Annotated in this window: 24 protein-coding genes and 1 other annotated feature; of the genes, 8 read left to right on the top strand and 16 right to left on the bottom strand. The window is 44.1% G+C overall.

The features are described 5' to 3' along the window. Positions 1 to 103: 103 nt before the first annotated feature. Positions 104 to 430: a type II toxin-antitoxin system RelB/DinJ family antitoxin gene (locus FC14_RS05335; protein ID WP_056976793.1), complete on the top strand. Its 327-nt coding sequence runs from the start codon at positions 104 to 106 to the stop codon at positions 428 to 430. Between the two features lie 230 nt (positions 431 to 660). On the opposite strand, the gene FC14_RS10705 is transcribed toward FC14_RS05335, so the two are convergent. The 5 genes from FC14_RS10705 to coaA form a co-directional block, all read right to left on the bottom strand. Then, complete coding sequence (locus tag FC14_RS10705; protein WP_009551130.1) at positions 661 to 777, bottom strand: putative metal homeostasis protein; 117 nt, start codon at positions 775 to 777, stop codon at positions 661 to 663. A gap of 8 nt (positions 778 to 785) precedes the next feature. Beyond that, the gene (gene rpsN, locus FC14_RS05330) at positions 786 to 1,055 is read right to left on the bottom strand and encodes a 30S ribosomal protein S14 (RefSeq protein ID WP_027826419.1); all 270 of its coding nucleotides are present in this window, start codon (positions 1,053 to 1,055) and stop codon (positions 786 to 788) included. Between the two features lie 204 nt (positions 1,056 to 1,259). Continuing rightward, the gene (locus FC14_RS05325) at positions 1,260 to 1,466 is read right to left on the bottom strand and encodes a hypothetical protein (RefSeq protein ID WP_056976792.1); all 207 of its coding nucleotides are present in this window, start codon (positions 1,464 to 1,466) and stop codon (positions 1,260 to 1,262) included. 213 nt (positions 1,467 to 1,679) lie between these two features. Continuing rightward, complete coding sequence (guaA, locus tag FC14_RS05320) at positions 1,680 to 3,233, bottom strand: glutamine-hydrolyzing GMP synthase (RefSeq protein ID WP_050610650.1); 1,554 nt, start codon at positions 3,231 to 3,233, stop codon at positions 1,680 to 1,682. Between the two features lie 101 nt (positions 3,234 to 3,334). After that, on the bottom strand, positions 3,335 to 4,258 hold the full coding sequence (coaA, locus tag FC14_RS05315) for a type I pantothenate kinase (protein WP_050610649.1): 924 nt from the start codon (positions 4,256 to 4,258) through the stop codon (positions 3,335 to 3,337). A gap of 126 nt (positions 4,259 to 4,384) precedes the next feature. Here coaA and FC14_RS05310 point away from each other — a divergent pair, with 126 nt between their 5' ends. Then, positions 4,385 to 4,963, top strand: a complete 579-nt coding sequence (locus tag FC14_RS05310) for a GDSL-type esterase/lipase family protein (protein ID WP_056976791.1) — start codon at positions 4,385 to 4,387, stop codon at positions 4,961 to 4,963. A 123-nt stretch (positions 4,964 to 5,086) separates the two neighbouring features. Here FC14_RS05310 and helD read toward each other — a convergent pair whose 3' ends face one another. After that, positions 5,087 to 7,387 (bottom strand): RNA polymerase recycling motor HelD, encoded by a 2,301-nt coding sequence (gene helD, locus FC14_RS05305; RefSeq protein WP_056976790.1) that lies wholly within the window; start codon positions 7,385 to 7,387, stop codon positions 5,087 to 5,089. 169 nt (positions 7,388 to 7,556) lie between these two features. Between helD and FC14_RS05300 the strand changes: the two genes are divergently transcribed. Together FC14_RS05300 and FC14_RS05295 are read left to right on the top strand one after the other, a co-directional pair. Further along, positions 7,557 to 8,204, top strand: coding sequence for a VTT domain-containing protein (locus tag FC14_RS05300; protein WP_056976789.1), 648 nt, complete (start codon positions 7,557 to 7,559; stop codon positions 8,202 to 8,204). Between the two features lie 45 nt (positions 8,205 to 8,249). Further along, a complete protein-coding gene (locus FC14_RS05295) occupies positions 8,250 to 8,912 on the top strand; it encodes a histidine phosphatase family protein (protein WP_056976788.1) in 663 nt (220 codons plus the stop codon). Between the two features lie 72 nt (positions 8,913 to 8,984). Here FC14_RS05295 and guaB read toward each other — a convergent pair whose 3' ends face one another. The 9 genes from guaB to FC14_RS05250 form a co-directional block, all read right to left on the bottom strand. Next, positions 8,985 to 10,469 (bottom strand): IMP dehydrogenase, encoded by a 1,485-nt coding sequence (gene guaB / locus FC14_RS05290; protein WP_056976787.1) that lies wholly within the window; start codon positions 10,467 to 10,469, stop codon positions 8,985 to 8,987. A 183-nt stretch (positions 10,470 to 10,652) separates the two neighbouring features. Further along, positions 10,653 to 13,514 carry a DEAD/DEAH box helicase gene (locus FC14_RS05285; RefSeq protein ID WP_056976786.1) on the bottom strand — a complete coding sequence of 954 codons (2,862 nt, stop codon included), beginning with the start codon at positions 13,512 to 13,514 and terminating at the stop codon, positions 10,653 to 10,655. Continuing rightward, a complete protein-coding gene (locus FC14_RS05280; RefSeq protein WP_056976785.1) occupies positions 13,514 to 14,293 on the bottom strand; it encodes a tyrosine-protein phosphatase in 780 nt (259 codons plus the stop codon). The genes FC14_RS05285 and FC14_RS05280 overlap by 1 nt, the downstream gene beginning before the upstream one ends. 69 nt (positions 14,294 to 14,362) lie before the next feature. Then, on the bottom strand, positions 14,363 to 15,706 hold the full coding sequence (locus FC14_RS05275; RefSeq protein WP_056976784.1) for a hemolysin family protein: 1,344 nt from the start codon (positions 15,704 to 15,706) through the stop codon (positions 14,363 to 14,365). Positions 15,707 to 15,844: 138 nt separating this feature from the next. Beyond that, entirely contained in the window at positions 15,845 to 16,663 is an 819-nt protein-coding gene (locus FC14_RS05270) for a MetQ/NlpA family ABC transporter substrate-binding protein (RefSeq protein ID WP_056976783.1), read from the bottom strand. Between the two features lie 39 nt (positions 16,664 to 16,702). After that, positions 16,703 to 17,392: a methionine ABC transporter permease gene (locus FC14_RS05265; RefSeq protein WP_056976782.1), complete on the bottom strand. Its 690-nt coding sequence runs from the start codon at positions 17,390 to 17,392 to the stop codon at positions 16,703 to 16,705. After that, a complete protein-coding gene (locus tag FC14_RS05260) occupies positions 17,382 to 18,428 on the bottom strand; it encodes a methionine ABC transporter ATP-binding protein (RefSeq protein WP_056976781.1) in 1,047 nt (348 codons plus the stop codon). Before FC14_RS05260 ends, FC14_RS05265 begins: the two co-directional genes overlap by 11 nt. 46 nt (positions 18,429 to 18,474) lie before the next feature. After that, positions 18,475 to 18,705, bottom strand: a binding site (T-box leader). Positions 18,706 to 18,799: 94 nt separating this feature from the next. Then, positions 18,800 to 19,228, bottom strand: coding sequence for a flavodoxin (locus FC14_RS05255; protein WP_056976780.1), 429 nt, complete (start codon positions 19,226 to 19,228; stop codon positions 18,800 to 18,802). A gap of 161 nt (positions 19,229 to 19,389) precedes the next feature. After that, the gene (locus tag FC14_RS05250; protein ID WP_056976795.1) at positions 19,390 to 21,342 is read right to left on the bottom strand and encodes a sucrose-specific PTS transporter subunit IIBC; all 1,953 of its coding nucleotides are present in this window, start codon (positions 21,340 to 21,342) and stop codon (positions 19,390 to 19,392) included. Between the two features lie 280 nt (positions 21,343 to 21,622). On the opposite strand from FC14_RS05250, the gene FC14_RS05245 reads away from it, so the two are divergent. The 4 genes from FC14_RS05245 (at position 21,623) to msrB (ending at position 25,641) form a co-directional block, all read left to right on the top strand. After that, positions 21,623 to 23,122, top strand: coding sequence for a sucrose-6-phosphate hydrolase (locus tag FC14_RS05245; RefSeq protein WP_056976779.1), 1,500 nt, complete (start codon positions 21,623 to 21,625; stop codon positions 23,120 to 23,122). 18 nt (positions 23,123 to 23,140) lie between these two features. Next, a complete protein-coding gene (locus FC14_RS05240) occupies positions 23,141 to 24,133 on the top strand; it encodes a LacI family DNA-binding transcriptional regulator (RefSeq protein WP_050610635.1) in 993 nt (330 codons plus the stop codon). 130 nt (positions 24,134 to 24,263) lie between these two features. Next, on the top strand, positions 24,264 to 25,145 hold the full coding sequence (locus FC14_RS05235) for a magnesium transporter CorA family protein (protein ID WP_082618691.1): 882 nt from the start codon (positions 24,264 to 24,266) through the stop codon (positions 25,143 to 25,145). A 61-nt stretch (positions 25,146 to 25,206) separates the two neighbouring features. Further along, positions 25,207 to 25,641 (top strand): peptide-methionine (R)-S-oxide reductase MsrB, encoded by a 435-nt coding sequence (gene msrB, locus FC14_RS05230; RefSeq protein WP_056976778.1) that lies wholly within the window; start codon positions 25,207 to 25,209, stop codon positions 25,639 to 25,641. 43 nt (positions 25,642 to 25,684) lie between these two features. Here the strand turns inward: msrB and FC14_RS05225 are convergent, their stop codons facing one another. Next, a complete protein-coding gene (locus FC14_RS05225) occupies positions 25,685 to 26,407 on the bottom strand; it encodes a DUF975 family protein (RefSeq protein ID WP_156655749.1) in 723 nt (240 codons plus the stop codon). Positions 26,408 to 26,563 lie beyond the last annotated feature (156 nt).

Genomic DNA, 26,563 nt, shown 5'->3' with positions numbered 1-26,563 from the left:
AGGGCTATCCCTCCAGTGGTTAAAACCACTGGTATCCCGCCCTAAATTAATGAAAAAGTATAGTATATAATTAGTATACTAAAATAGGAAGGCGGGATATAATATGACTACTACAGGACACAAATCTAAAAATAAGTTAGTTCAATTAAAACTCCCAGTTGACGTCAAAAATAAGTTAGACGACATTTTTGCTAAAGACGGTACTACCACCCCACAAGCACTCAAAATGATTGCCACCCAAATTGCTAACCGTGGTTTTTCCCCCTTTACTACCCTTCATTATGAACAATATAGTGAACCTGTTAGTGCTGAACTTGAGGCAAAACTGCGCGAAGATGAACTAAAAATAATGGGTTATTTACCTGACGATGCTGATGAATTTACCGATGAACAAAGCCTTAACCAGGCCTTTGAAAAAAATTTAAAATAGGAATATGAAATATAAGGTAAAGATTAGTAAAGGCTTTTGTCGAAGTAACTGACCACAAAAACTTACATGACAATAGTAATTAATTATTGACTAGACATAACTCAACACGTGTTTCTTCTAATACTCAAACCATTTGTAATAAAACCTAACTTTCTAAGTGAATTTTGAAATAGCACCATCAAAAAACCGCTAGCAATCAACGTTTTAGTAACGTAATTGCTAGCGGTTAGTTATTTTTGTCCTTTTTGTAGCTTAAATTGCTTAATAATTTTCAAAGCGCGCTTGCGCGTCTTAATGTTAGGACTGTTTAAATTACGTAACGCCGTTGCATAATCACTTTTTGACATAGTATCACCTACCAACTAGCTTTCTTAACCCCAGGGATTTTTCCCGCCAACGCGAGTTTTCTAAAGTTTATCCGTGAAAGTCCAAATTCACGAAGATACCCCCGGGCTCGACCGTCTAAAGCATCCCGGTTATGCAACCGCACTGGGCTAGCATCCCTAGGAAGCTTAGCCAAAGCTTGGTAATCACCCTGCGCCTTTAATTGAGCTCTCAACTCTGCATACTTTGCTACCAGTTCTTCACGTTTCTTTGCCTTAGCAATCTTTGCTTTTGTCGCCATAAAAAACCTCTCTTTAAGTTAAATAGTAATTATTACTATTTACAGTTTAGATTAATACTTCACGTAGGTCAAGTATTTTTATTTAGTCTGACGACTTTTCTAAAGTAATATCGTGGAATTGACGCTGTAAATATAAAAAACTCCATCCCGCATAATAAACTCAGGATGGAGTTTTACCCTTTCACACAAGTATCAAGGTGTATGTCAGCTTAACCATTCTTTACCTACCGGTTTGATTTCAGCTAACTCTTCATCTTCGACTAAATCCATGTAATAATCGTATTCCTGCCACTCTTTAGTTTCAAAAATATTGGTAGGCTTGTGGGTCTGGTGGCTAAACTTCTTCTCAATAACTTTACAAGTAGAATCTTGAGGCAGTGTCAGCGAACTACTATTACTAATTTTCGTCATTACTTCAGTTCACTCCTATATATCTTTTGACCTAACTTAGCGGAAGTACTACTTTTTGTCTACAAAAAAACCAGTAGCTATTATACTACTGGAAAAAACAAACCTTGGCAGACATTTGGCAAACAACTATCTTTATACACCCTGTTTTTCGTAGGTCTACCTTCTTCAAAAGCTTGATTTATAGGTATTCCCTCACCAAGTTATATTTGATTTTTATTCCCACTCAATCGTTGCAGGTGGCTTGGAAGTGATGTCGTAGACGACGCGGTTGACGTGGTCTACTTCGTTAACGATTCGAACTGAGATGGCTTGGAGTACGTCCCAGTCAATCTTAGCGAAGTCGGCGGTCATTCCGTCGATGGAAGTAACGGCCCGGATACCGATAGTGTAGTCGTAAGTCCGGCCATCACCCATGACCCCCACGGAGCGGATACCTGGCAAGACGGTGAAGTATTGCCAGATTTCCTTGTCTAAGCCGTGCTTAGCAATTTCTTCGCGTAAAATGTAGTCGGAGTCACGCACGATTTGAAGTTTTTCATCGGTAATTTCACCGATAACCCGGATACCAAGTCCAGGACCAGGGAATGGTTGGCGCCAAACTAATTCGTGTGGCATTCCTAGCTTTTCACCTAATTCACGGACTTCATCCTTGAATAAGGTGTTAAGTGGTTCGATCAATTCGAACTGCATGTCTTCTGGCAAGCCCCCAACGTTGTGGTGGGACTTGATAGTTTGAGCAGTATCTGTTCCTGATTCGATTACATCAGTGTAAAGCGTACCTTGGGCCAAGAACTTGATGCCTTTAAGCTTAGTAGCTTCGTCATCAAAAACTTGGATAAATTCGTTGCCGATAATCTTGCGCTTCTTTTCTGGATCAGAGACGCCAGCAAGTTTGCCTAAGAAGCGATCCTTAGCGTCAACCTTGATAATGTTTAAGCCAAATTTGCCACCGAGGCTGTCCATAACTTGTTCGGCTTCACCTTTCCGGAGTAACCCGTGGTCAACAAAGATACTGGTTAATTGGTCACCAATGGCCTTGTGTAATAAGACCCCAACAACTGAGGAGTCTACCCCACCGGAAAGGCCGAGGAGTACCTTTTGATCACCGACCGTTTGGCGAATCTTGGCAACTTGCATGTCGATGAAGTCTTCCATTGACCAGTTAGCTTGGGCACCACACACATCGAAAGCAAAGTGACGTAAGATGTCATTACCGTATTCAGTGTGGCGAACTTCGGTGTGGAATTGCAACCCATAAAGTTTCTTTGCTGGGTTAGCCATGGCAGCAATTGGGCAGTTAGCACTAGTAGCACTGACAGTAAAACCAGCAGGTACTTCAGTTACTAAGTCCCCATGACTCATCCAAACAGTTTGAGTGGTTGGTAAGTCCTTAAACATTACGGCATCCTTATCGACTACTTCAATATCGGCCTTACCGTATTCCTTGTTGTCAGCACTTTCGACCTTTCCACCTAAATTGTGGGCCATCAATTGCATCCCGTAGCAAATCCCTAAGATAGGTAGTCCCAATTCAAAGATTGCTGGGTCAACTTTAAATGCGTCTTCGTCGTAAACACTGTTAGGGCCACCTGAGAAGATGATACCCTTAGGGTTCATCTGCTTAATCTCTTGAGCTGTAAGCTTGTGAGAAAGAAGTTCAGAGTAAACCCCCATTTCGCGAATACGCCGAGTAATTAATTGGTTATACTGACTTCCAAAGTCCAAAACGATAATCTTGTCGAAAGCCTGCATATCAACATTTGCCAAGATATTCACCTCATTAATTAATTTATTATCCTATATTGTAACGACCCAAGGGCTTTCGGTCAATGATTTTCACCTTAATCACGGATAATTCTTGCCTTTTTCTAATATTTTTTCAAGTAAAGTTCGTTTATCAAGTGATTTTTACCCTTGGTTAAGACTAAATCTGCGCGATTTCTTGTCGGTAAAATGTATTCTAATAAATTAGGGTGGTTAACCTTTTGCCAGACATCCTTGGCCATGGCGTGGGCGGCTTGGCGGTCACCGATTGCGTAGGCGTAATAGTAGTTACTCTTATCCTGGGCGGCTAAGTCTAACAGCATGTCAAAACGTTCCAGGTACCATTGCTTGATTAGCTCTTCCCTAGCGTCGACGTAGATTGAAAAATCGAAGTAGTCACTGACATACAACTGCTGGTTACTTGGTAGCTGCAAGACGTTAATCCCTTCCACAATCAAGATATCGACGTCTTTAACCAGCTCGTACTCGCCACTAACAATGTCATAGATTTTATGTGAATAGACTGGGGCCTTGGCTGGGAGGTTATTTTTCACGTCATCCATAAAACGAAGCAACCTGTCCATATCGTAACTTTCAGGGAAGCCCTTTTTGGACAAAATGTGGCGCCGCTTTAGCTCCGCGGTTGAGTACAAGAAGCCATCAGTGGTAATTAACTGCACCTTTTTGTGGGGATAGATTTCTTTTAGTAAGGTTTGCAACAACCGGGCGGTCGTACTCTTACCCACGGCCACCGACCCAGCAATTCCAATCACTAGCGGTACCTTTTGGGGCTTTTTCTTCCCTAAGAATTCCGCCTGCTGTTTTAACTTTTGTTGTTGGATTTTCCACCTCAGACCAATTAAGTGGACTAAGGGCATATAGATTTCACTAACATCTGCCTGGGAAATCCGGTCATTTAAAGACATGATCCGTGCCAGTTCTCCCTTGGTTAAAGGCACAATGTGTTCTTTATAAAATTCCTTCCACTCAGCGCGGCTAATTTTATAGTAGTTTAATTGGTTTTCCATGATTTACCTCATTTAAAACAATTTATGCCCCTAATTATAACATAGTTGCTAACCGCTTTCTTCATCGTAACAAACCAAATTTTGTGTTAAAATTTAGTTGACATTAACAAGTGAGGTAAGTGAAAAATGAATCGGATTGTTCTTTTAGGTGATAGCATCACTGCCGGAATGACTAACGGCTACCCATCACCTATCTTTAGTCATAAATTAGCCAGTTTTCTTCCTGAAGTAGAATTTATCAACCGCGGGGTGCCCGGCGACATTACCCGCCTAGCTAAGCTCCGCTTGCAAGCAGACGTCTTGGAAGTTGACCCTGACTTAGTGGTCGTCTTCTTTGGTACTAACGACGTAGCTGACCCGCAAACGGACCTTGAAGACTACCGCTCTAACCTAGAAGAAATCTGTCGGACGGTCGGCTTGGAAAAGTGTCTCCTAATTACGCCTGGTTTAGTTGGTCCTAGTCAGGAAGCTAGTCGGCCAACCCCTAAAATGGCTGCCTTTGCTAAGGCTACCCTTGAATTAGGCCAAGACCTCGATATTCCGACTTTAAACTGGCAGGCCATCATGGAAAAACACATCCCCGCCAGCCTCTTACAGGCAGATGAGATTCACTACAATGAGCGGGCCTACGACCTCCTAGTGGCTAACCTTGTTCCCCTCTTAAAAACCAAGTTAGCTCAGGTTAAACCTAAGATTATCCATTAACACTAAACAAGCAGGTGAAAAGCTTAAGCTTCACCTGCTTGTTCTTTAATAAAAAATTTGCTCGCCAAATTTTTTTGCAAAATAAGAGAGTCGTAACTATACTAGTTACGACTCTCTTATTTTCTATTTGGTAATTAATTCGTAAAGCTTAGGGTCAATCCGGTCAAATAAAGGGGTAACTTGACCGCTGACAAAAATATCCAAGCGGTGCATTGCCCGTGAGCAGATGGTATAAACCAACTGCCGGTCGCTATCGGCATGGTAATTTTTTGCGTTAGCCTGCCACATAATAACGGCATCAAACTCTAGCCCCTTAGCTAAGTAAGCTGGCACCACAATCGTCCCCGCCGCTAGCCGCTGGTTTTCGGTCTTAATCAAGGTTACCGCTTGGCCTTCAGCCCGTAAAGCCTGGGTCAAAGCTTCACACTCGGCTAGACTCTTACCAATCACGGCCGTGGTTAAGCTGTCGGCTTGATTTTGCTTTAGGCGCGCCACCACGTCGGCAATCAAGTCAGCCTCGGTCTTAGCCGTCGTTAACCGGGGTTTTTCTCCTGCCCGTTCAAAGGCGGTCACCGCTTCACCGTGTAGGAGGATTTCCTTGGTAAAGTCGGTAATCTGCTGGGTGGAACGGTAAGATTTGGTCAACTGGACCACCTTGGTCTTATCTTGAGGAAACATCGTCCCTAATTCCTTTAAGAGGCTGTGGCTATTTTCGTGGGTGAAGATGGCCTGGTTTAAATCACCTAACATGGTAAACTTAGCCCGGGGAAATTCTTCTTTGAGGTAGGCCAACTGGTAGGCCGTGTAGTCTTGAATTTCGTCAATGAAGACCTGCTTAATATCGGTTTGCCCCCGTTTACCACTGATTTGGTCGTACAGGAATAAGTAGGCGGTCACGTCACTTAGGGCCAGCTTTTTAGCCTTAAGGTCTGCGACGACCTGGGCTAGCTCAAGTTGCCATTCTTCCTTGGTTAAGTCGTACTTGGCTAGGTCAACCAAAGCCGGAACGCTCTTTAAAAAGTGGACGTACTGGCCGTTAATACTCAAGAAGTGGTTCTTGATGATGGCTTGATGTAGGGGCTTAAAGGCGTGCATCACATACTGACGTCCTAAGAAGTTGAGCTCCTTTTCCCCGTTAGCGAAGTTTCTTGGGTGGTCGCCGTAAAGGGCATTTAACTGCTCTTGGCTAAGGTCTTGGATGGCCTTTTGAACCTGGTCGCTCTTAGCGTAACGGTTAATTTGACCATTTAGTTCTTTAACCAACCGTTCCTTGGTAGCTTCCAGCCTATTTCTCAAATGGTAGTTTTCATTGAAACTATAGTAGATTTGTTTGATGTGGGCCTTAGAAAAGAAGACCTCGCCACCTAGTCTCAAGTCCTTAAAGCGCATGCCCTTTCTTTCCAGATAAGCCCCGTAAGCCTTGCTGGCCTTAAAGAAGTCCAAGCTATCCTTTAACCTTTTCACCTTCTGCTTAAGGGGCGCTTGGTCTTCTTCAAACCGTTCCTGCAAGGTTTCCACGTGTAGTTTAGGCAAGCGGCGCTTAACGTGTTGATAGTAGGTCAACTGCACCATATTTTGCTCCCCTAACTCCGGTAAGACCTGGTCAATGTAGTCATTAAACAACTGGTTAGGTGAAAATAAGATGACCTGACTTGAAGTCAGCTTGCCCCGGTAACGATACAAGAGAAAGGCCACCCGTTGTAGGACGGCAGAGGTCTTCCCAGAGCCTGCCGCTCCCTGTACAAAGAGGAGGTCTGAACTGGTGTCCCGGATAATCTTATTTTGTTCACGCTGAATGGTGGTCACGATACTTTTCATCTTGGTGTCGGAATTTTCATCCAAGACCTCTAGTAGCATTTGGTCGCCCACCGTTTCGTCAGTATCAAAGACGACTTTAATCTTACCATCTTCCACCATGAACTGCCGCTTAAGCCGCAAGTCCACCTTCCGCTCACCATCCGGGGTTTGGTAACTGACTTCACCTAAGCCCCCGCCATCGTAATAGATGGAAGAAATGGGTGCCCGCCAGTCATAGATTAGAAACTTGTCGGGACCGTCAGTAAAGGAACCTAAGCCAATATAGATTTTTTCTTCCTTACCCTCGCCTTCTTCTTCAAAGTCAATCCGGGCAAAGTAGGGTTTCTTTTCTAACTTCTCTAAAATCTCCAACCGCCGGCTGGCCTGTTGCATGTTATTTTCCCGCTCTTGGAGCAGCTGTTGTTGCTGGCGCACCGTCAGCGCGGTTTCCATCATCCCCGAGTAAGTGCTCGTCTTAATCCTAACATTATTAGAAAAATCGGCTTGGATTGCCTTTTTATCAGCCTCGACACTGGCCAAGTTAGCTTGATCCTTGGCAATTGCCTCCTTAACCTTAGTTACTACCATATCCATCCGCGCTTGCTCTTGTTCCTTAATTGACGCCATCCAAACACCTTCCCTAACAAATTTTTCGGTAAATAATTGTAGCACATTTTTAAAAGCCCTAGCAAGAACTTACACTTCCTAAGAAATTTATAAATTCTCCTTATTTTTTCCTTAGCGCGCTAGTATTTGCCTTAACTTTGTCCTATGCTAGCTGTACGGAGGTATTTTTATGGACAAATTCTTTGACTTACTTTTTAATTTTCATGACTATCTCTTCCCCCTGGTTCAATCGGCCGGGGCTTGGTCTTACCTTGTCTTTTTTGCCCTCATTTTTGCTGAAACCGGGCTGATTATATTTCCTTACCTGCCGGGAGGTTCACTAATCTTTTTTGCCTCCTCGATTGCAGCCGTTAACGGTCAGGTTTTAAACATCTACGCCTTACTGGCTAGTTTTTTTATCTCCGCTTACCTGGGTGATAGTCTGAACTACTTTTTTGGAACTAAACTAGAACAACTTTCATTTTTCAAAAAACACATTCCTGAAGCCAAACTCCTAACTGCCCGCCGCTTTTTTAAGCGTCACGGGGGCAAAACCATCATCTGGGGCCGCTATCTGCCCCTAATTAGGAATTTTATCCCCCTAATCGCCGGCAGCATTGGCTTTAACTTCAAAAACTTTGCCCTTTATAATTTGCTTGCAGTTAGTCTGTGGGTCTTTGGAACCGGCCTTTGTGGTTACTTCTTCGGCCGGATTCCCCTGGTCCAAGAACATTTTTCGACCATCTTCTTACTGATTGCCTGCCTGGCCTTGATTCCAACCATTTTTACCGCCCTCCTCCACCTTTACAAGCAAAGGAAGGCCTTCAAGCGTTCCTAAAAAATGGTATACTGTAGGTACTACACGTAAAGAAAGGATTCGCATATGTCATTTACAGTCTACTTAGTTCGTCATGGTCAAACCATCCTCAACCGCTACAACCGGATGCAGGGATGGTGTGACTCGGATTTAACCACCTTAGGCATTAGCCAGGCCCAACAGACCGGCAAACGCCTCGCTGCTATTAAATTCGACCACGCTTTTCACAGTGACACTATCCGGGCAACCCAAACTTGCCAAAACATCCTCGCCCAAAACCACAACTTAGTCCCCGCCCACCAAGAAAGCTTCTACTTTAGAGAAGAAGGTTACGGCTACTATGAAGGGGCTGATTCTGGTAACGCCTGGATGATTATCGGTGGGCCCCATGGGTGTAAAACCTTCTCCGAAATTATCAGCACCTACTCGATTGAAGACGCTAAGAACTTTGCTAAGGCGGCCGATCCTTTTGACGACGCCGAAGACAACGCCGAATTTTGGCACCGGCTCGACTGTGGCTTCGACCTCCTTCGTTCCGTTGCTACCGACGGTCAAAACGTGCTCTTAGTTAGTCACGGGACAACCATTCGCAGCATCGTTGCCCGCTTTGCCCCTGAAATCGACATTACCGTTAGCCCTAAAAATGGCTCGGTCACTAAGTTAATCGTAGATCAAGCCGAAGTTAAGGTGGACTACTTCAATCAATCCGCAGACGATTTTGCTTACTAGACACTATAATTAAAAAGGCGGTGGACCCAACTGGTAACTATCCCAGTCAGGCCCACCGCCTTTATTTAACCTTTATTTTGAGTAATTAGGTGCTTCTTTAGTGATTTGCACATCGTGTGGGTGAGATTCGATTAACCCTGCCCCAGTAATTTGAACGAATTGTGCTTCTTCACGAAGTTTGTTAAGGTCACCGGCACCACAGTAACCCATTCCGGCCCGCAAGCCACCGACCATTTGGTAAACGATATCGGCTACTTGGCCCTTATAAGCTACCCGGCCTTCAATTCCTTCTGGCACCAACTTGTTAGCTTCGTTAACCCCACTTTGGAAGTAACGGTCTGAAGACCCGTGGGAAGAGTCCATGGCTGCCATGCTCCCCATCCCGCGGTAAGTCTTGAAGCGACGCCCTTGATAAATTTCAGTTTCACCAGGTGCTTCATCAGTTCCGGCTAACATTGAACCAAGCATTACGGCGAAACCACCGGCTGCAATCGCCTTAACAATGTCACCAGAGTACTTAATCCCACCATCGGCGATGATAGTCTTACCATATTCACGGGCTACCCCAGCTGCATCGTAAATTGCAGTTAATTGTGGTACCCCCACCCCAGCAACAACCCGGGTGGTACAAATTGAACCAGGTCCAATCCCAACTTTAACTACGTCAACCCCGACATCGTATAAAGCCCGGGTAGCTTCGGCTGTAGCCACGTTCCCCGCAATTAAGGTTGCATCTGGGAATGTTTCTCTGATTTCCTTAATCTTACGGATAACCCCAGCTGAGTGGCCGTGAGCAGTATCGATTACTAAGGCATCAGCACCTGCATTTAGTAAGGCAGTTGCCCGTTCGTAGGTGTCACTAGTTACCCCAACTGCGGCAGCTACTAATAAGCGCCCGTGTTCATCCTTAGCAGCGTTAGGAAATTCGACTACCTTTTCGATATCCTTGATGGTGATTAAGCCAGTCAAACGTCCGGCTTCATCAACCATTGGTAATTTTTCAATCTTATGCTTTTGTAAAATTGCTTCTGCTTCCTTCAAAGAAGTGCCTTCTGGTGCGGTCACTAACTTATCTTTAGTCATGACGTCCCCGATTCGTTCACTAGCATCAGTCACGAACCGCAAGTCCCGGTTAGTAATGATTCCGCAAAGTTTACGACTAGCTTCGCTTTCCACGATTGGCACCCCAGAGATGCGGTACTTTCTCATCAAAGCTTCTGCTTCGCTAACACTGTTGTCAGGTGTTAGGAAGAATGGGTCGATGATAACCCCACTTTCGGAGCGCTTAACCTTACGGACTTCATCAGCTTGCCGTTCAATGGTCATATTTTTGTGGATAACCCCTAACCCACCTTGGCGTGCCATCGCAATCGCCATTGCAGATTCAGTAACTGTATCCATCCCCGCACTGATGATTGGGATATTTAATTTGATATTCTTAGCTAACTGCACACCGAGGTCAACCTCGTTTGGTAGCACGTGACTTTCTGCTGGTATCAACAAGACATCATCGAATGTGAATCCTTTTTTTTCAAATTTTGTATCCCAATTTGACATTACAAAACTCTCCTTTGAATTTATTTTTGTTTTCTAATGTACAAAAATTTCTATCCGATTGCAAGTATTCTAATCTTTTTCTTATAAAATTAACGATATTTGTAATTTAAATGTTATTGTTCGCTATAACTCGTACGTTTTTCAACTTATTCAGTCTAAGGTAGATAAAAGCCGAAAAATCTCCTACAAGCGCTGTAATTCGCTAAAGCTTAGGGCCTGGGTTAATTTCAAGTCCATCCCCACTACCTGCTTTGGCTTTCGACCCGCTTGCACCAAGCTTTCCTCTTTTACTGAGTCCTCGACAATCGTTGCCGGCCCCAGGTAGTAAAAGCCACTTTCCTGGCTGTCACTTGGCTTAACAAAGAGTTCAATTTGGACTTGAAAACTCCCGTCTGCGCGTTTAGCCAATAACTGCTTAACCTCCGGCGAGTCTAAGTGACGCGGGCTCCTAGTATACCAGCGAATCCGGTCATTATGGCTGAAGTTATTTTGGTAAAGGGCCGCCCTCTTGGTCTGATCTAATTTTTGGTGAATGATAAAGACCGGGCAGACCCTGTCAAAGACCTTATAACCATACATTGGGGCCGAAACATCCTTGGCTAAATTAAGTAAGCGGCAGACGTCCTTTCTACTGTAACGCTGAAAGCGGGTGAACGTCTGGTGGTTGTCATAGGCTTGATTTAAGGTCAACCCAGCCTCTAAGGCATCGCTAAATAAGAGCTTAAACCAGTGGTTAGTATCTAAGCTAGCTTGGAGTTGCGCGTTTAAGCGGTAGCTACCAGCTTTTATCTCCACTAACGGTAAGCGCCCATACTGGTCTGATTTAAGGCCACTGCCCGCCTTAATCTTAAAGAAACCTAACCCTAAGATATTCTCTACCCCGGCTAAGGTTTCTTCATCCGCCAACCATCCCTTAACTTGCAGATGCTTTTTAAAGTCAACCTTAGCTAGCCTTCTTTTGGCCACCAACTGCTTTAACAGGGTTAATTCCTGCGGCCGCAACCCTAAGAGCAATTCCTTAGTGACAAAGGTTAACACTTGGTCCTCATAGGTGCTTAGGTCTACAGCTTGGCCCATTCTTTGTAAAAAGTGCCCATAGTTAGGCAGTTTGAGGCGGGCAAAGACCTGGGCGTCAAAGTCACCTAGCCTTTGGAAATCCATCAGCAAGGCGGGCCGGTTGAGGCGGGCGCTTAAGGACTGGTAAGCGGCCTTTAATTTTTGCCAGGCGTCTAACTTAACCTTAGCTAGGGCCTGAAAAATCTGCTCCTGGGCAATTTTACTAAAGTTAATCGTGGCCAGGCCTAAATTAGTCTGACTAAACAAAGTCTGGTAGGCCTTATCCTTGCTAGCCGACCGGTCCCCACTCAAGGCTTGGGGAATGAGGTAGTTATTTTGGTAGTTACCGATAAAGTCTAAGACTAAGACGGCCTCCTTGCCCGGCGCCTTGCGCAACCCCCGCCCTAACTGTTGGGCAAAGACAATACTTGACTCGGTATTGCGCAAGAAGACCACCTGGTTGACGCTGGGAATATCGATACCCTCATTAAAGATATCAACCGTTACGAGGTAGGTTAACTGCCCGGCTTCTAGTTGGGAGACCGCCTTTAATCTAGTCGCCACTGAGTCCTGGTTAGTCAAGGCCAAGCTCGGATAACCCCGCTTCGTCAGTAATTGCGCTAACTGGCGCGCTTCATCTTGGCGGCTAACAAACATCAAGCCCCGAATGGGTTGACTGCTTGGCTGGTAATAGTTAATCTCCTCTAATAAGTAGTCTAAACGCTCACTTACCGCCACTTGTTGCAGAGAGCCTTTAACACTAGTCCCCTCTGCCTTTGCGAGCTCGTAATCGACTAACCCTACATAGTGGAAGGGGGTTAGCATCCCGGCCTGTAAGGCATCTTGGAGCCTAATTTCATAAGCCACCTGGTAGTCAAAGTTAGCAAAGACACTGAGGTCATCATTTCGTTCGGGCGTAGCCGTCATCCCCAGTAAAAACCCGGGCTGGAAGTAATTTAAGATTGCTTGATAAGTCTTGGCCCCAACGTGGTGGGCTTCGTCAATCAAAATGTAGTCAAACTCCGTCTGCTCAAACTGTGCCAACACTTCCGGCTTACTTAGGGTTTGCACAGTGGCAAATAGGTAACGGGCTGTAAGCTGCTTTTGGCCGCCCCCTAAAATACCGTAGTCACTGGCTGGTCCCCCTAAGACCCGGCGGAAACTTTTCAAAGCCGCCGTGAGAATTTGCTCCCTGTGAACTACAAATAAGAAACGTTTAACTTGGGCTTGCTTAACGTCAAAGGCACCTAGGTAGGTCTTCCCCGTGCCCGTGGCTGAAATAACCAGGCTCTTCTTAGCTCCCTTAGCCCGTAAAGCCGCTAATTCCTTTAAAGCCGCCGCCTGCATTGAGTTAGGTTTAAGCCGGCTGCTTTTTTCAGTCGGGTGGCTTACGACTTTAGGCGCTTGGTAAGTTTGTTGATAGTTTTTTAACCACTGTTCATCAAGAACCTGCCCGCTATCAAAGGCTTGTTCAAACTCCGCCTTAACTTCGCGGGTAAAGCCACCCGCTACTAGCGAGCTTACCGCCAGGTTCCACTCAGCATTCTTTAGGAGGGCTGCCCGCGTAAAGTTAGCACTCCCAATAATTGCTGTCTGATAATCGCCGTGGTCAAATAAGTAGCCCTTAGCGTGAAACCCCTCTTGGCTAGCAATTTTAACGGTTACGTTGGGAAGCTTAAGTAACTCCTGAAAAACCGCGGGGCTATTAAACCCTAAGTAAGTCGAGGTTACTAGTTGACCAGTTACTCCGGCTTTGGCTAAATCAGCCAAAACCACCTTCAAAGGCACGAGCATTTCCAAGGTGATAAAGGCCACCGCAAACTTAAAAGACTGACAAGACTGCAACTCCGCCTTTAACCGCCCCCATAAATTGTCTTCCGCCGTGTTGGTTAGTAGTTTGGGGGCAAGGTAATCGTTGACCTCATAGTCGTCTTGTTTTACTAAGCTGCCTAAAACACTAGCTGCCAAGCTGGCTTTGATTTGCTCCATTAGTCCACTTCCTCTAGATAAATTTCTTTTAAGCTAGCTAAGTCCGCCCGCCTTAAGCCTAATTTAGTAACCAAATAGTTTTCGACACTACCGGCCAGGACCTCACAGGTCTTATACATAATCTCTATGCCTTCGGGAATAACGGCTAAGTGGGTGTTTAGCTTATCTGCTAGTTGGTTTTGCGGGGTGTTGGTTAACAGACGGTTAACCTGTTCAACCGAATCATTGCTATAAGCTAGGTTGGTCAAGAGGTAATCTGCCATTACCGCCTGCTTTTTGACCCCCAGGGCGTTCAAAATCAAAAAGGCCGCCACCCCGGTCCGGTCTTTACCGGCGGCACAGTGAAAGGCTAGACTCTCCCCGTCCTTATCATTTGCTAAAAGGTAGGTAAAAAATTCCCGGTAAGCCACCTGGGCGTGGGGGTCAGCTAACATTTGAACGTAAGCTTCCTCCATAAAGTTAAGCTCGCCTAGCTTCATGGAAGCAACAATTCCTAAGTTCTTAAAAACCGAGTTCATGAAGGGGTAAACCTTAGCGTTGTGGTAAATCACTTGCCCCTTAATAGTATCTGGATAGATTTCCGTTTCATCATCGGAGCGAAAGTCAATATCATACTTTAAACCGTAAGCCAAAATCTGCTTTTCTTCGGCCGCAGTTAGGTAGCTCAAACTCCCACACCTAATTAACTTACGCCACTTCACCTGGCGCCCATCCTCGGTCGGATAGCCCCCTAGTTCCCGAAAATTGGCTGCGTTTGCTAATGGAAAAATCCGTTGCATTTCTTATCACCCTTTCTATTTGACCTAAAAGAAAAAACAGTAACCGCCTTAACCGTTACTGTTTTTTCGCTAATCTACTTTGGGCTTGGAATCGGCGGCAACCTTTTTAGTCACCTTCATCCACTCAATGTAATTTCGTTTGAAATCAATTACCTCAATTTCAAAGTCACCAATCGTAATTACCGTGCCCAGTTTAACCTTGTAATTTTCCAAGAGGTAACCGGCAATCGTGACACTATCTGACTCCTGGAAATCTTCATTACGATAACGGAAATAGCGTTCAAAGTCATATAAGGTGGTCTTACCAGAGACCTTATACGAACCGTCCGCCTGTTTTATTATATCTTCACCCGAAACATCATCTATTTCGTCCTTAACTGTTCCAAAGAGCTCTTCGTAAATATCACGGTCGGTAACAATCCCGCTGGTACCCCCATACTCATCCAAGATCACCATAATTGGGGTTTGCTTTTTAATCATTTGTTGCAACAAATCTTGAATAGGGGTCACTTCGGGAACCGTAATAATCGTCCGCAAGACCTTGCTTACCCGGACGGTAGCATCGACTTGGGCCTGGCGGATTATATCATAGATATAGACGTAGCCTAAAATCTTATCCTTATCATTATTGGCCACCACCGGAAAGCGCGTGTAGCCTTCCTTGAGGTAGGCATTTATCACGTCTGCCACCGTAGCGGTAATGTCAATCACCTCTAAACTCGTGCGGTCAACCATAATGTCTTTGGCCACCTTGTCATTAAAGTCAAAGGCCCGTTGCATGTAAACCAAATCTTCTTTATCTAAAGCTCCACCGGACACAGCCGCCCGTGAAATACTTAGGATTTCATTTTGGGATAAGACATCGTCTTCTTCACCAGCCGGCTTCATCCCCAACAGTTTGACGATACCGGTTGCCGAAACATTTAACAACCATACGAATGGATAAAAAACAATGTGGAAATAATGCAAAGGCTTAGCCACAAATAAAACCATTTGTAGGGGCATATCGATACTGATATTTTTAGGCACGATTTCTGTCAAAACCACTTCTAAGTAAGTTAATAAAATTACCCCTAAAGTTGCACTTAAAGCAACCGCGGTGGCGTGATTTAAATTAAGGGTTTCAAAGACTGACTTCAACATCTCTGCTAAAGCATCGGCCCCAATCCAACCTAAGATAATTCCTGCTAAAGTAATCCCGACTTGGGTGGTAGATAAATACTCGTTTAAGTTATTGGTCATCTTCAAGGCCAACTCTAACTTCTTTTTATTTCCCTTGCCCGCTTCCAAAGCACTCTCCAGGGCACTTTTCCGCACCCCGACCAGCGCAAACTCAGCAGCCACAAAAAAGGCGGCAAAGAAAAAGACTATGACGACAATGATCAAATCGAGACTCGCCTGACCACTTGACAATTGACATTCCTCATTTCTTAATTCATAAAAATTTTATATCTATTCCTAATCATACCATGATTTCTAGGTTTTGGGTATCAAACACCCTGTTAATAAAAAACACTCGAAGTTTCATCACCCCGAGTGTTTTGCCAGTTATTATTTAGCAGGTAAGACCGCACCCTTGAAGTGCTTCTTGATCCACTTTTGTGTTGACTTGGATTGTAAAGCCTTAACCAACTTCTTGATAGCCTTGTTGTTCTTTTCGTCCTTGCGGATTGCAATCAAGTTAGCGTAATCAGAAGAGTCACTTTCGCGAGCGATTGAGTCTTTTGATGGGTTCAAACCAGCTTGAACTGCGTAGTTAGCGTTAATTACTGTGGCAGCAGCTTCATTTGATTCGTAAAGCTTAGGCATTAACTTAGCTTCAAAGGTGTGAACAAACTTCAAGTGTTTCTTGTTAGTCTTAATATCATCGAAGTTAGCAGAAGCAAGCTTAGTTCCCTTCTTCAAAGTAATTAAACCTGCATCCTTAAAGATTTTCAAAATCCGCCCGTAATCGGCTGTGTTAGAAGAAACGTAGATTTTAGCACCCTTTGGTAGGTCCTTTAAACTCTTGTACTTCTTGGAGTAAACTGCGATTGGTTCCAAGTGAACGTTACCAGCGGAAATCAATGTGCCGTGATTTTTCTTGTTCCAGTTATCCAAGAATGGAGTGTGTTGGAAGTAGTTAGCATCGATATCGCCGTTAGCTAAGGCCTTGTTAGGGAGGATGTAATCATCGTAAACCTTAACCTTTAAGTTAACTCCTTCCTTTTTAAGTTGCTTTTGAACGTGCTTCAAAATAATGGCGTGGGGGTTAGCTGAGGCACCCACAGTTAAAGTAGTATCAGCTGAGGCTGTTTTAACCCCACCGACAAAGAGTGCTGCGGCTGCTAAACCTGCGGTTAAAAACCCAAAAAGACGTGATTTTTTCATAAGATCTTCCTCCAATTTGTTTTTGTTTAAGTTTAATAACTAACGTTTATCAATTCGTTTAACGACCCGGTCACCTAAGAATTGGAATACCATCACAATAATGACAATTGTGACCGTTGCGGCTAAGGTGATGGCGTTGTTATAGGACTGGAAGCCGTCGGTATAAGCCAACTGACCTAACCCACCGGCCCCGATTGCACCGGCCATTGCGGTATAACCAATCAAGGAGATGGCAGTCACCGTGATTCCGGAAACTAAAGCCGGCATACTCTCAGGAATTAACACCTTACAGATAATCTGCCAGCGGGTTGCCCCCATCGCGGTAGCTGCTTCAAGCACCCCACCATCAACTTCCCTAAAGGCAATTTCTACTAGGCGCGCATAGAAAGGAGCGGCCGAGAAAACCAGGGATGGGATGGCTGCTTTAGGCCCCGTAATTGAGCCAACAATCACCTGGGTGAAGTTTAACAGCAAGACAATCAAGATGATGAAGGGGATTGAACGAAAGACGTTAACCAAGGCGGCAACCACCCAGTTTAAGGCCTTAACCAAGGGACTCTTAGAGTCCTTAGTTTCAAATAGCAGCAAGCCTAAAAGCAAACCAACTATGGCGACGATTACCACCGCCACCACCGTCATCCAAATGGTTTCCCAAGCGGCTGCCCCCAGGTTGGGCCAGTTAACATTTTGAAACTTGAAGTATGAGGCTAAGCCTGTATTAGAATTCATCGTTAATCACCACCGTTTCTACCCTAACTTCTTTGAAGAATTCCAAGCAAGCAGCAACTTGATCTTTAGGCCCTAGTAGCTGGATATAAAGGGAACCAATCGTTGCCGTCTTATCTGCCACCTGGTGAATGGAACCTTCTAAAATACTCAATTCAATTTCAGGGAACTTACGAATTGCCCGGTTAACAACGGGTTGCCCCACTTGATTGCCGTGGAAATTCAGTTTAACCAACAAGCCGTCAGGATACTTCCGTAACAGTTCCTTACTAATCTCTTGCACATCAGGCGTTTGACTAGTATCTAGTTCTGCGTTCACGAAGCGTTTCGTTAACTCTTGTTGTGGGTTGGTGAAGACTTGTGCCACCGGCCCTTCTTCAATCACCTTCCCCGCTTCCATCACGGCCACGCTGTCGGCCAAGCGCCGAATCACGTGCATTTCGTGGGTGATAATCACAATCGTTAAGGCTAACTTCTTATTGATATCCTCCAATAGTTCCAACACTTCATCGGTTGTTTGGGGGTCAAGGGCGCTGGTGGCTTCGTCTGAAATTAAAATATCTGGATCATTAGCCAAGGCCCGCGCAATCCCGACCCGTTGTTTTTGGCCCCCGGATAATTGGGAAGGGTAAGCGTGAATCCGTTCGCCTAAACCGACTAATTCAGCTAGGTGCTTGGCCTTAGCTACCCGTTCCTTCTTAGGGGTACCGGTTAATTCCAACGGGAACATGATGTTTTCCAAAACCGTCCGGGACCATAGCAAGTTGAAGTGTTGGAAAATCATCCCAATCTTGCGCCGCTTTTGCCGTAAAGCCGTCCCAGTCAAATTATCAATCCGTTCCCCGTTGATAATAACCTCACCACTAGTTGGCGTCTCTAACCCGTTTAACATTCGGACCAAGGTACTTTTCCCTGCCCCTGAAAAACCAACAATTCCAAAGACTTCACCCTTGTTAACCGTTAAGTTAACGTTGGCTACTGCTTGGACCGGCCCATCAGCGGTTTGGAAAGTCTTGGTTAAATTCTTTAATTCTATCATTTCCTCAATTCCTCCCCTTTTTGCGTAAAAAAAAAGCTTTCATCCTAACAAGGACGAAAACCGTGGTACCACCTTTATTCGCCTAAAGCTCACACTCTAGGCCTCACTAGCTCTTTTAATCAAGCCGTCAATTATATCGCATCTCAACGGATTAACAGCTTGCACCGTTAATCAAACTCCGAGCTCATCTTCATTTTCTTTCGCAAGGCTCCATCTCAGCAACCAGGAGCTCTCTTTACAAGCGGCCAAAAACTACTCTTCTCTTCAACGTTTTAGTTATTCACTTATTTATGTCTTAGATATTAACGTGCTTTTTCTAATTTGTCAACTGTTTTTATGAGACTTTTTTAATTATTTTATCCTAACTAATTTTAAACCTCGCGGTTAACCAACTTCACCTCATACTTTTGGGCTAATTCATTCATCTCACACAAGGTTGCACGCAGTGGCTCCTCCACAATCTCCGAGAAAGGAATAATCGTTTTGCCCCTAAGATCAAAGGACGAAAAGAAACTGTGGATGATTGAAGGCAGGCGGTTACCAAAAACAGGCGGATATCCTAAGTAAATTTCCCGGTATTTCTGCAAGTTAGGCAAGGCCGTTTTTATCTGGGGCAACTTGCCCTGTTGAAATTCCCATTCAATCATGGCCAAGCGCTTCGTATACTCACTAGGGTAAGGCTTCACGGGTTCTAATTTAATAATGTCCGCCTCAATTTCACGTCTAAGGCGTTCAACTTCTCGATTAGCACCGTCATCAAATGAAAAGTAAACAATTAAGGTTTTAGACGACTTGGACATAAGCTCCACTTCTTTCCAAATTTCTAGTTACCCCTATTATAATCTTTTTGTAAGCGATTTTACAAATTTTTATTCCGTTTGAAAATTCTTTATTTAGTTTGTGCAAAATCCTTTAATTAAGCCCATAAAAAAAGACACCCCGTAGGTGCCTTTTTAACTTACTATTTAGTTGTAACGGCTACAACGTTGTCACCGTGTTTTACATCGGTAACGTTTAGGCGGTTGACGCTAGCGTAGTTATTGGTGTTAGTTACAACTACCATGACAGTCGTATCATAACCTTCAGCCTTAACCTTAGCTAAATCAACAGTTCCGAGCTTGTCGCCAGCCTTAACTGTTTGTCCTTGCTTAACGAAACTTTCAAAGCCTTCACCTTTAAGGTTAACAGTATCAATCCCAATGTGAATTAATACTTCGGCCCCGTCTTTAGACTTTAAACCATAGGCATGTTTGGTCTCGTATGCAACCGTCACTTGACCATCAACTGGTGAATAAACCGTACCGTCGCTAGGGACAATTGCAGCCCCATCACCCATTAACTTAGTTGAGAAAACTTGGTCATTAACGTCACCTAAGTCTTTTACTTGCCCATCGACTGGAGCAGCAATGTTTTCATTGTCAACGTCGGCAACATCTGCCACCATTTCACTGGCCGCTTCTACTTGACTGCTAGTAGCACTAGCTTGGGCTGCAGAAGCAGCTGTAGCTGCTACTTCTGGATTAACTAAGTCTGCGTGAGTCTTGCCGTAGAAGAATGTCAAAGCAAATGCTACTGCGAAACTGATTAATTCACACATTACGTAAAGTGGAATTGACTTAGCGTTAATTGATAAGAAACCAAGGAAGGCAGCTGAACCTAAGGACACAGCGATTACGTGAGTTAAACCTGCGATTGCAGAGGCAATCCCTGAACCGATTAAAGCACAGAAGAATGGGAAACGTAACTTCAAGTTAACCCCGAATAAAGCAGGTTCTGTAATCCCTAAGAGGGCTGAAACAGTTGCAGATGAGGACAGACCCTTCATCTTCTTGTTCTTAGTTAACATGAAGACAGCGAAGCAGGCAGCCCCTTGGGCAACGTTAGCCATAGAAGCAACAACAAAGATAAAGTCACCGTAACCAGTGTGTTTTTGCGTAAAGGCTGTAATTAATTGTGTTTCGATAGCTGGGAAAGCTTGGTGTAACCCAGTTAATACGATTGGTGAGTAAAGTAACCCAAAGACACCAGTTCCAACAAAGCCTAAAGTATCGTATAACCAAACAATTCCGTTAGTGATAGCGTCAGATAAACCACGCATAACAGGTCCAACAATCACGAAAGTTAAGAAACCTGTAACCATTAAGGAAATAAGTGGTGTAAAGGTAAAGTCAACTGCATCTGGCAACTTCTTGTGTAACCATTTTTCTAAAACAGACAAGATGTAAACAGCTGCTAAAACTGGGATAACTTGGTAGTAGTAATTAGTTTGGGAAACATGTAAACCAAAAATGTTCCAGTACTTACCTTCAATCAAACCAGGGGTAGTCATGATCATCCCGACAGCTGCCCCTAAGAATTGGTTAGCACCGAAGCGCTTAGCGGCTGAGATACCTACCAAGACAGGCATGAAGATAAATGGTGCGGCTGACATAACTTGAATCATTGAGGATAAGCCCTTGATTGCTGGGTAAGTTTCAACTAGGGCTTTTGGTCCAAACAAACCTGCTGAGGTCAAGAAGTTGTTCAAAGCCATCAGCAAACCACCAGCAACTAAGGCTGGAATGATTGGAACAAAGATGTCTGATAATAACTTGATAAAGGCCATTACTGGGTTAAACTTTTGGTTACCAGCTGCAATTTGCTTTAAGTCTTCAGTTGAAGCTTCTGATAAACCTGTTTGTTTAATCAATTCATCATAAACAAAGTTAACATCCCCAGGACCAATGATAATTTGGTATTGGCCGTTGGTCTTAAAAGTTCCCTTAACATCAGCGTTGTTATCGAGGGCTGCTTGGTCAATCTTTTGATCATCCTTTAGAACCAAGCGTAAGCGGGTTGCACAGTGAGCCGCAGCGACCATGTTGTCGCGCCCAACAGCTTCGATCACTTGAGAAGCGACCTTTTTGTAATCCATAGCCATAATTTACACTCCTTTGAATAAATGTCTCACGAAAAAATAATTGCATTTTGTAACCGATTTCGGTTATCTACATGTATTATGATAACGCATTCCAAAAATATGTCAATCGTTTATCAGATATTTTTTAAAAAAAGTTGTTATTCAAGATAAAACCCCTTTTAAATAGCGATTAAATCAAGGATAAATTATGTAGTTCGATTGACACAAGTCGATTTATCGGCTAAAATTAAGCTAGAATAAGACAACGTTTTCATAAATTGAGAGGAGTTTTTTTATGGAATGGACGAGAGAACAACGTTACCTTCCCTATAATAAGTGGGACGCTGAAACCTTACTTAAACTACAAGCCCAGGCGGATAATTCTTCCTACCAGCTTAACTATCACATCCGCCCAAGTTCCGGGCTGCTAAACGATCCGAATGGTTTTTCTTACTATAACAACCATTGGCACGTTTTTTACCAATCATATCCCTTTGGCGCCGTTCACGGGCTGAAGTCCTGGGTGCACCTTGAATCTTGCGACTTGGTTCACTGGCAAAATAAGGGTTTAGCTTTAGGGGCCGATACTAAGTATGACAGCCACGGAGCTTACTCCGGTTCTGCAACCGTTATCGACGACAAGCTTTTTCTAATGTATACTGGTAATGTCCGCGACCAAAATTGGCAACGAATCTCCTATCAAAATGGAGCTACCATGGATAAAAATGGAATAGTTACCAAATTGGCCGCTCCCTTAATTTATGCGCCAGCTCACGTTACCGAACACTTCCGTGATCCGCAACTTTTAAAGCACCGGGATGCCTACTACGTTTTGCTGGGAGCCCAAGACAAAACCACCCTTAGTGGCAAGGTTGCCGTCTTCAAATCTAAGGACCTTAAGAATTGGGAAGACCTAGGCTACCTAGACTTCAGCCCCGAAACGATGGGCTACATGATTGAATGTCCTAACCTGGTTTTCATCGACGACAAGCCGGTCTTAATCTTCTGCCCACAAGGTCTAGATAAAAACGTGGCTAACTACGATAACATCTACCCTAATATGTATGTGGTGGGTAATAAATTGAAGTTTGACGCTGCCCGAATGGAAACTAAGCAAACAGCCCCAATCAACCTTGATGACGGCTTTGACGTTTACGCTACCCAGGCCTTCAATGCTCCTGATGGTAAGGCCTATGCGATTAGCTGGGTCGGCTTACCAGACATGACTTATCCAACCGATGAAGAAGGCTGGGCCAACTGCTTTAGCCAGGTTAAAGAGCTCAGTCTAGATGAGCAAAACCGGCTAGTCCAACGGCCAGTCCCTGCCATGGCTGACCTTAGACAGGCCGGGCAAGTTGTCAAGGCCGAAAAAGCTATCAACGGCCGGCAAATCCTAGTTGATAATGCCAGTCGTAGCTACGAATTGAAGTTAACCATCCCTAAGGGCCAGGCGGGCACCCTCCACTTGGTAGCCAACCAAGACCTAAGCGAAAGTCTCCAACTCAAATTTGCTACCGGTGACGCGGCTCAGCTAGTAGTCGACCGTGCTCACAGTGGTATCCAGTTTGCAAGCGACTACGGCTTCACAAGGCAAATTGACCTAACTGCCAACGAAGACTTAGAGTTGGATATTTTCGTTGATAATTCCCTCTTTGAAATCTTCGTTAATGGGGGCTTAAAGGTCTTAACCGGTCGCTTCTTTGGTAGCCAAGCCAATAATCAAATTGCTATCCAAGGAACAACTAAGGAGGAACTGGCTTTCCGCGGTACTTACTGGCGCATCGATCATATTTAATAATAATGAGGTATTTATATGCGACCAAAATTAACAGACGTTGCTAAAAAAGCCGGTGTTTCGGCAACCACCGTTTCCAGGGTGATTAATAACTACGGCTACTTAAGCCAACAAACTAAGGAAAAAGTCTACGCTGCGATGAAGGAACTCAATTACCAGCCTAACTCACTGGCCCGTTCCCTGCATGGCAAGAGCACCAAATTAATTGGGCTGATTTTTCCTTCAGTTACTAACCCCTTTTTCGCTGAATTAGTTGAAGAAATTGAAAATAAGTTCTTTAACGCAGGTTACAAGGTGATTTTGTGTAACTCGGCTGATAACAAGGAAAAGGAACGGGCCTACATTCGGATGTTGATTGCCAACCAGGTGGACGGGATTATTGCCGGTGCACACAATCTAGGCATTGAGGAATACAATAAGGTCGGTTTGCCAATCGTCTCCTTTGACCGTAAGCTTTCTGATCAAATTCCGATTGTTAGCTGTGATAACTATCAGGGGGGAAAGTTAGCTACAGAAGAACTCTACCACGCCGGCTGTCGGCACATTTACTTTTTAGGTAGCGCCCGTAGAAAAGGCCACCCAACCGATTACCGCTTAAACGGCTACCTTGACGCTATCACCGATTTAGGACTGACCCAACACGTCCATTCAGTCGCCTTCTCAGAATCAGCTACGATTAAATCGGTTTCCGTCAGAAAGTTGCTTGAGCATCATCATCCCGACGGCATCGTTTGTACCGATGACTTAACCGCCATTTTGGTTTTACAAATGGCCCAAAAATTAGGCCTCAACGTGCCCGCTGACCTAAAAGTGGTTGGGTTTGACGGCACCAAGTTTATCCAGGATTACCACCCTGAGCTCTCAACCATCGCTCAACCAATTCCTGATATCGCTGCCCTCTTGGTTAACTTACTCCAAGAGCGGATTAGCCAACCTAATAAAAAGCTAGCTCAAAACCAATATATTCTCCCGGTTAAATTTATTAGGAGTAATTCAACTTTTAGTTTGTAAAAAGGCCGAGACCATAGGAAGTTGCCCTTTGGTCTCAGCCTTTTCTTATGTTATAATGGACTAGATAAAAAATTAACAGAAAGGGGTAATTAGCGTGATTACACGGCAAGAGATTAACGGCAAGGCGCCAATGAACTATAACTGGTTTGACGTTAATGAGCTCAATGACAGCGATACTCGACAACTTAAACGCCTATTTAGACTAACACCAGAGATTATCGACTATGTTTCTGATAGGCATGAACGACCACACTACGATTTTGATATCCATACCCAAAGTGAACTGGTCGTCTATGACGTCCCCTTATGGCCCGATAAAGTTACCGCTCATTTTACGACCCGGCCGATTATTTTCTTGCTGCAAGGGACCACGGTTTTTACCTTCCATACGGATGAAACGGCCTATGTTTTTGAACAATTCAAGCAAGAGAAGGTTAAGGAAATTAAAAACGCAACCGAATTTATCATGACCTTCCTTTTGCACGCGGCCAAGTATTTCAACCAGGCCCTAGACAAGCTTAACGTGGAGCGCAACCGGCTAGATAAAAACTTGAATAACCACATCGTCAACACCGACCTACGGCACCTAGCCCAGATTGAAAAAAGTTTAGTCTACCTCTCTTCGAGTATTAAAACTAACTTGGTGATGCTCGAAAGCCTGCGCCACACCCCCCTAACGCTTCAAATCACCAAGGAAGCCCAAGAAAAGTTGGACGATATTCTGATTGAAACCGAACAGGCGTCACGGATGGTACAAATTTCCAACGAGGTGACCGAAAAAATCTCGACCACCTCTAATAATATCTTGAATAACAACCTAAACGACACCATGAAGTTCTTAACCGTTTGGTCTTTAATTTTGACCATTCCCACAATTATGACTGGTTTCTTTGGAATGAATGTTAAACTCCCTGGAGCTCAATTTCCCCTCGCTTGGATAGCAATCATCATCTTAAATATTGTCTTCATGGCCTGGCTTTACTTCTATTTGAAGAAAAACCATTTTCTCTAAGCAAATTAATGGCAATCCCCCTCAACACCAGCTACAATAGCGCTTAAAGGGGGATTTTTTTATGACTGAATTTGATAAGGAGGCCGCCTTAAAGAGACTGACACCAGAACAATTTGCAGTCACCCAGCAGGCAGCTACCGAATACCCTTTTAGTGGTCAGTATGATGATTTCTATGAGGAAGGTATCTACGTTGACGTGGTTTCGGGTGAAGCCTTATTTTCAAGTAAGGACAAATATAATGCTGGTTGTGGCTGGCCTTCCTTTACCAAGCCACTCACCAAGCTAACCTACAAGCGTGATCGTTCCCATAACATGGAGCGCACTGAGGTTAAAAGTCCCGAGGCGGACTCTCATTTGGGCCACGTATTTACAGACGGCCCCACTGATTTAGGTGGTTTGCGCTACTGTATTAACTCGGCTGCCCTCCGCTTTATCCCTGTTTCCCAACTAAAAGAAGCCGGTTATGCTGAGTACCTGGCCGAATTTCAAAACTAAAAAATGCTTAGCCACAGCCTTGGTTGTGACTAAGCATTTTTTATTAATAGTTTTTAGTAAACTGCCGGTTGGTGAACTTATCTCCAGCTAAATCATTATAAAATTCAGCCATAACCCCGTTGATGTATGGAATTAACCAGATGAAGCCAATTCCTAAAGTTAAAACGGAGAGGATGGCCCAACCTAAAAAGCTTAACTGTAAGACAAAGAGCTCAAACTTATGCCCCTTCATTAACTTTCTACTTTCAGTAACATAATCTAAATAATTCATGTCTTCGTTACGCCCACTAGCCAAACAGTCCTTATAAATAAAGTAGGTTTGGGAGTAAGAATATGATTTGATAATCCCTGGAATTATAAAAAGTAAGGTCCAGAAGAATTCAAAGATGGTCCGAATAATAAATAAAACTAAGACCGGTATAAAATATTGCTTCGAAAAAACCGCAAACATTGCTTTAACTACGGAAGCTGGCTGTTCCCCTGTTCTTAACCAATCCAACAGGCTATAGGCAATCCCGGTGGCAATCATTGTTCCAATAATATTAACAACCATTCCACTAGAAGTGCCACCGTTACTATCACTTAGATGATTAGGGTCAACTACTCCAGTTTTTAAAGCAACAACTGTAATCGCAACTAGGGCTCCCACCCCAACAACAGAAAAAATTGCCCCGATGATAGGTAAAATATTAATCCCGATTGCTTTTCCCCAATTACCTTTATAGGTTTGCTTAACGTGTGCTTTTAATTCACTACGCGTTCTCATGGTTTTCATCCCCTTTCATAAATAAGTATAGCTTAATTAAGCTTAACTTGCCATTTTATCGAAATAATAAAAAAAGCCGAGGAAACCCTCGGCCTAACTTGCACGGCAACGTCCTACCCTCACAGGAGGCGTTCCTCCAACTACTCTCGGCGCTAT

The sequence above is a fragment of the Ligilactobacillus agilis DSM 20509 genome, from assembly GCF_001436215.1.
Taxonomy (GTDB): Bacteria; Bacillota; Bacilli; order Lactobacillales; family Lactobacillaceae; genus Ligilactobacillus; species Ligilactobacillus agilis.
Note: the sequence above shows the minus strand (reverse complement) of the source record. Positions and strands in the feature narration are given on the sequence as shown.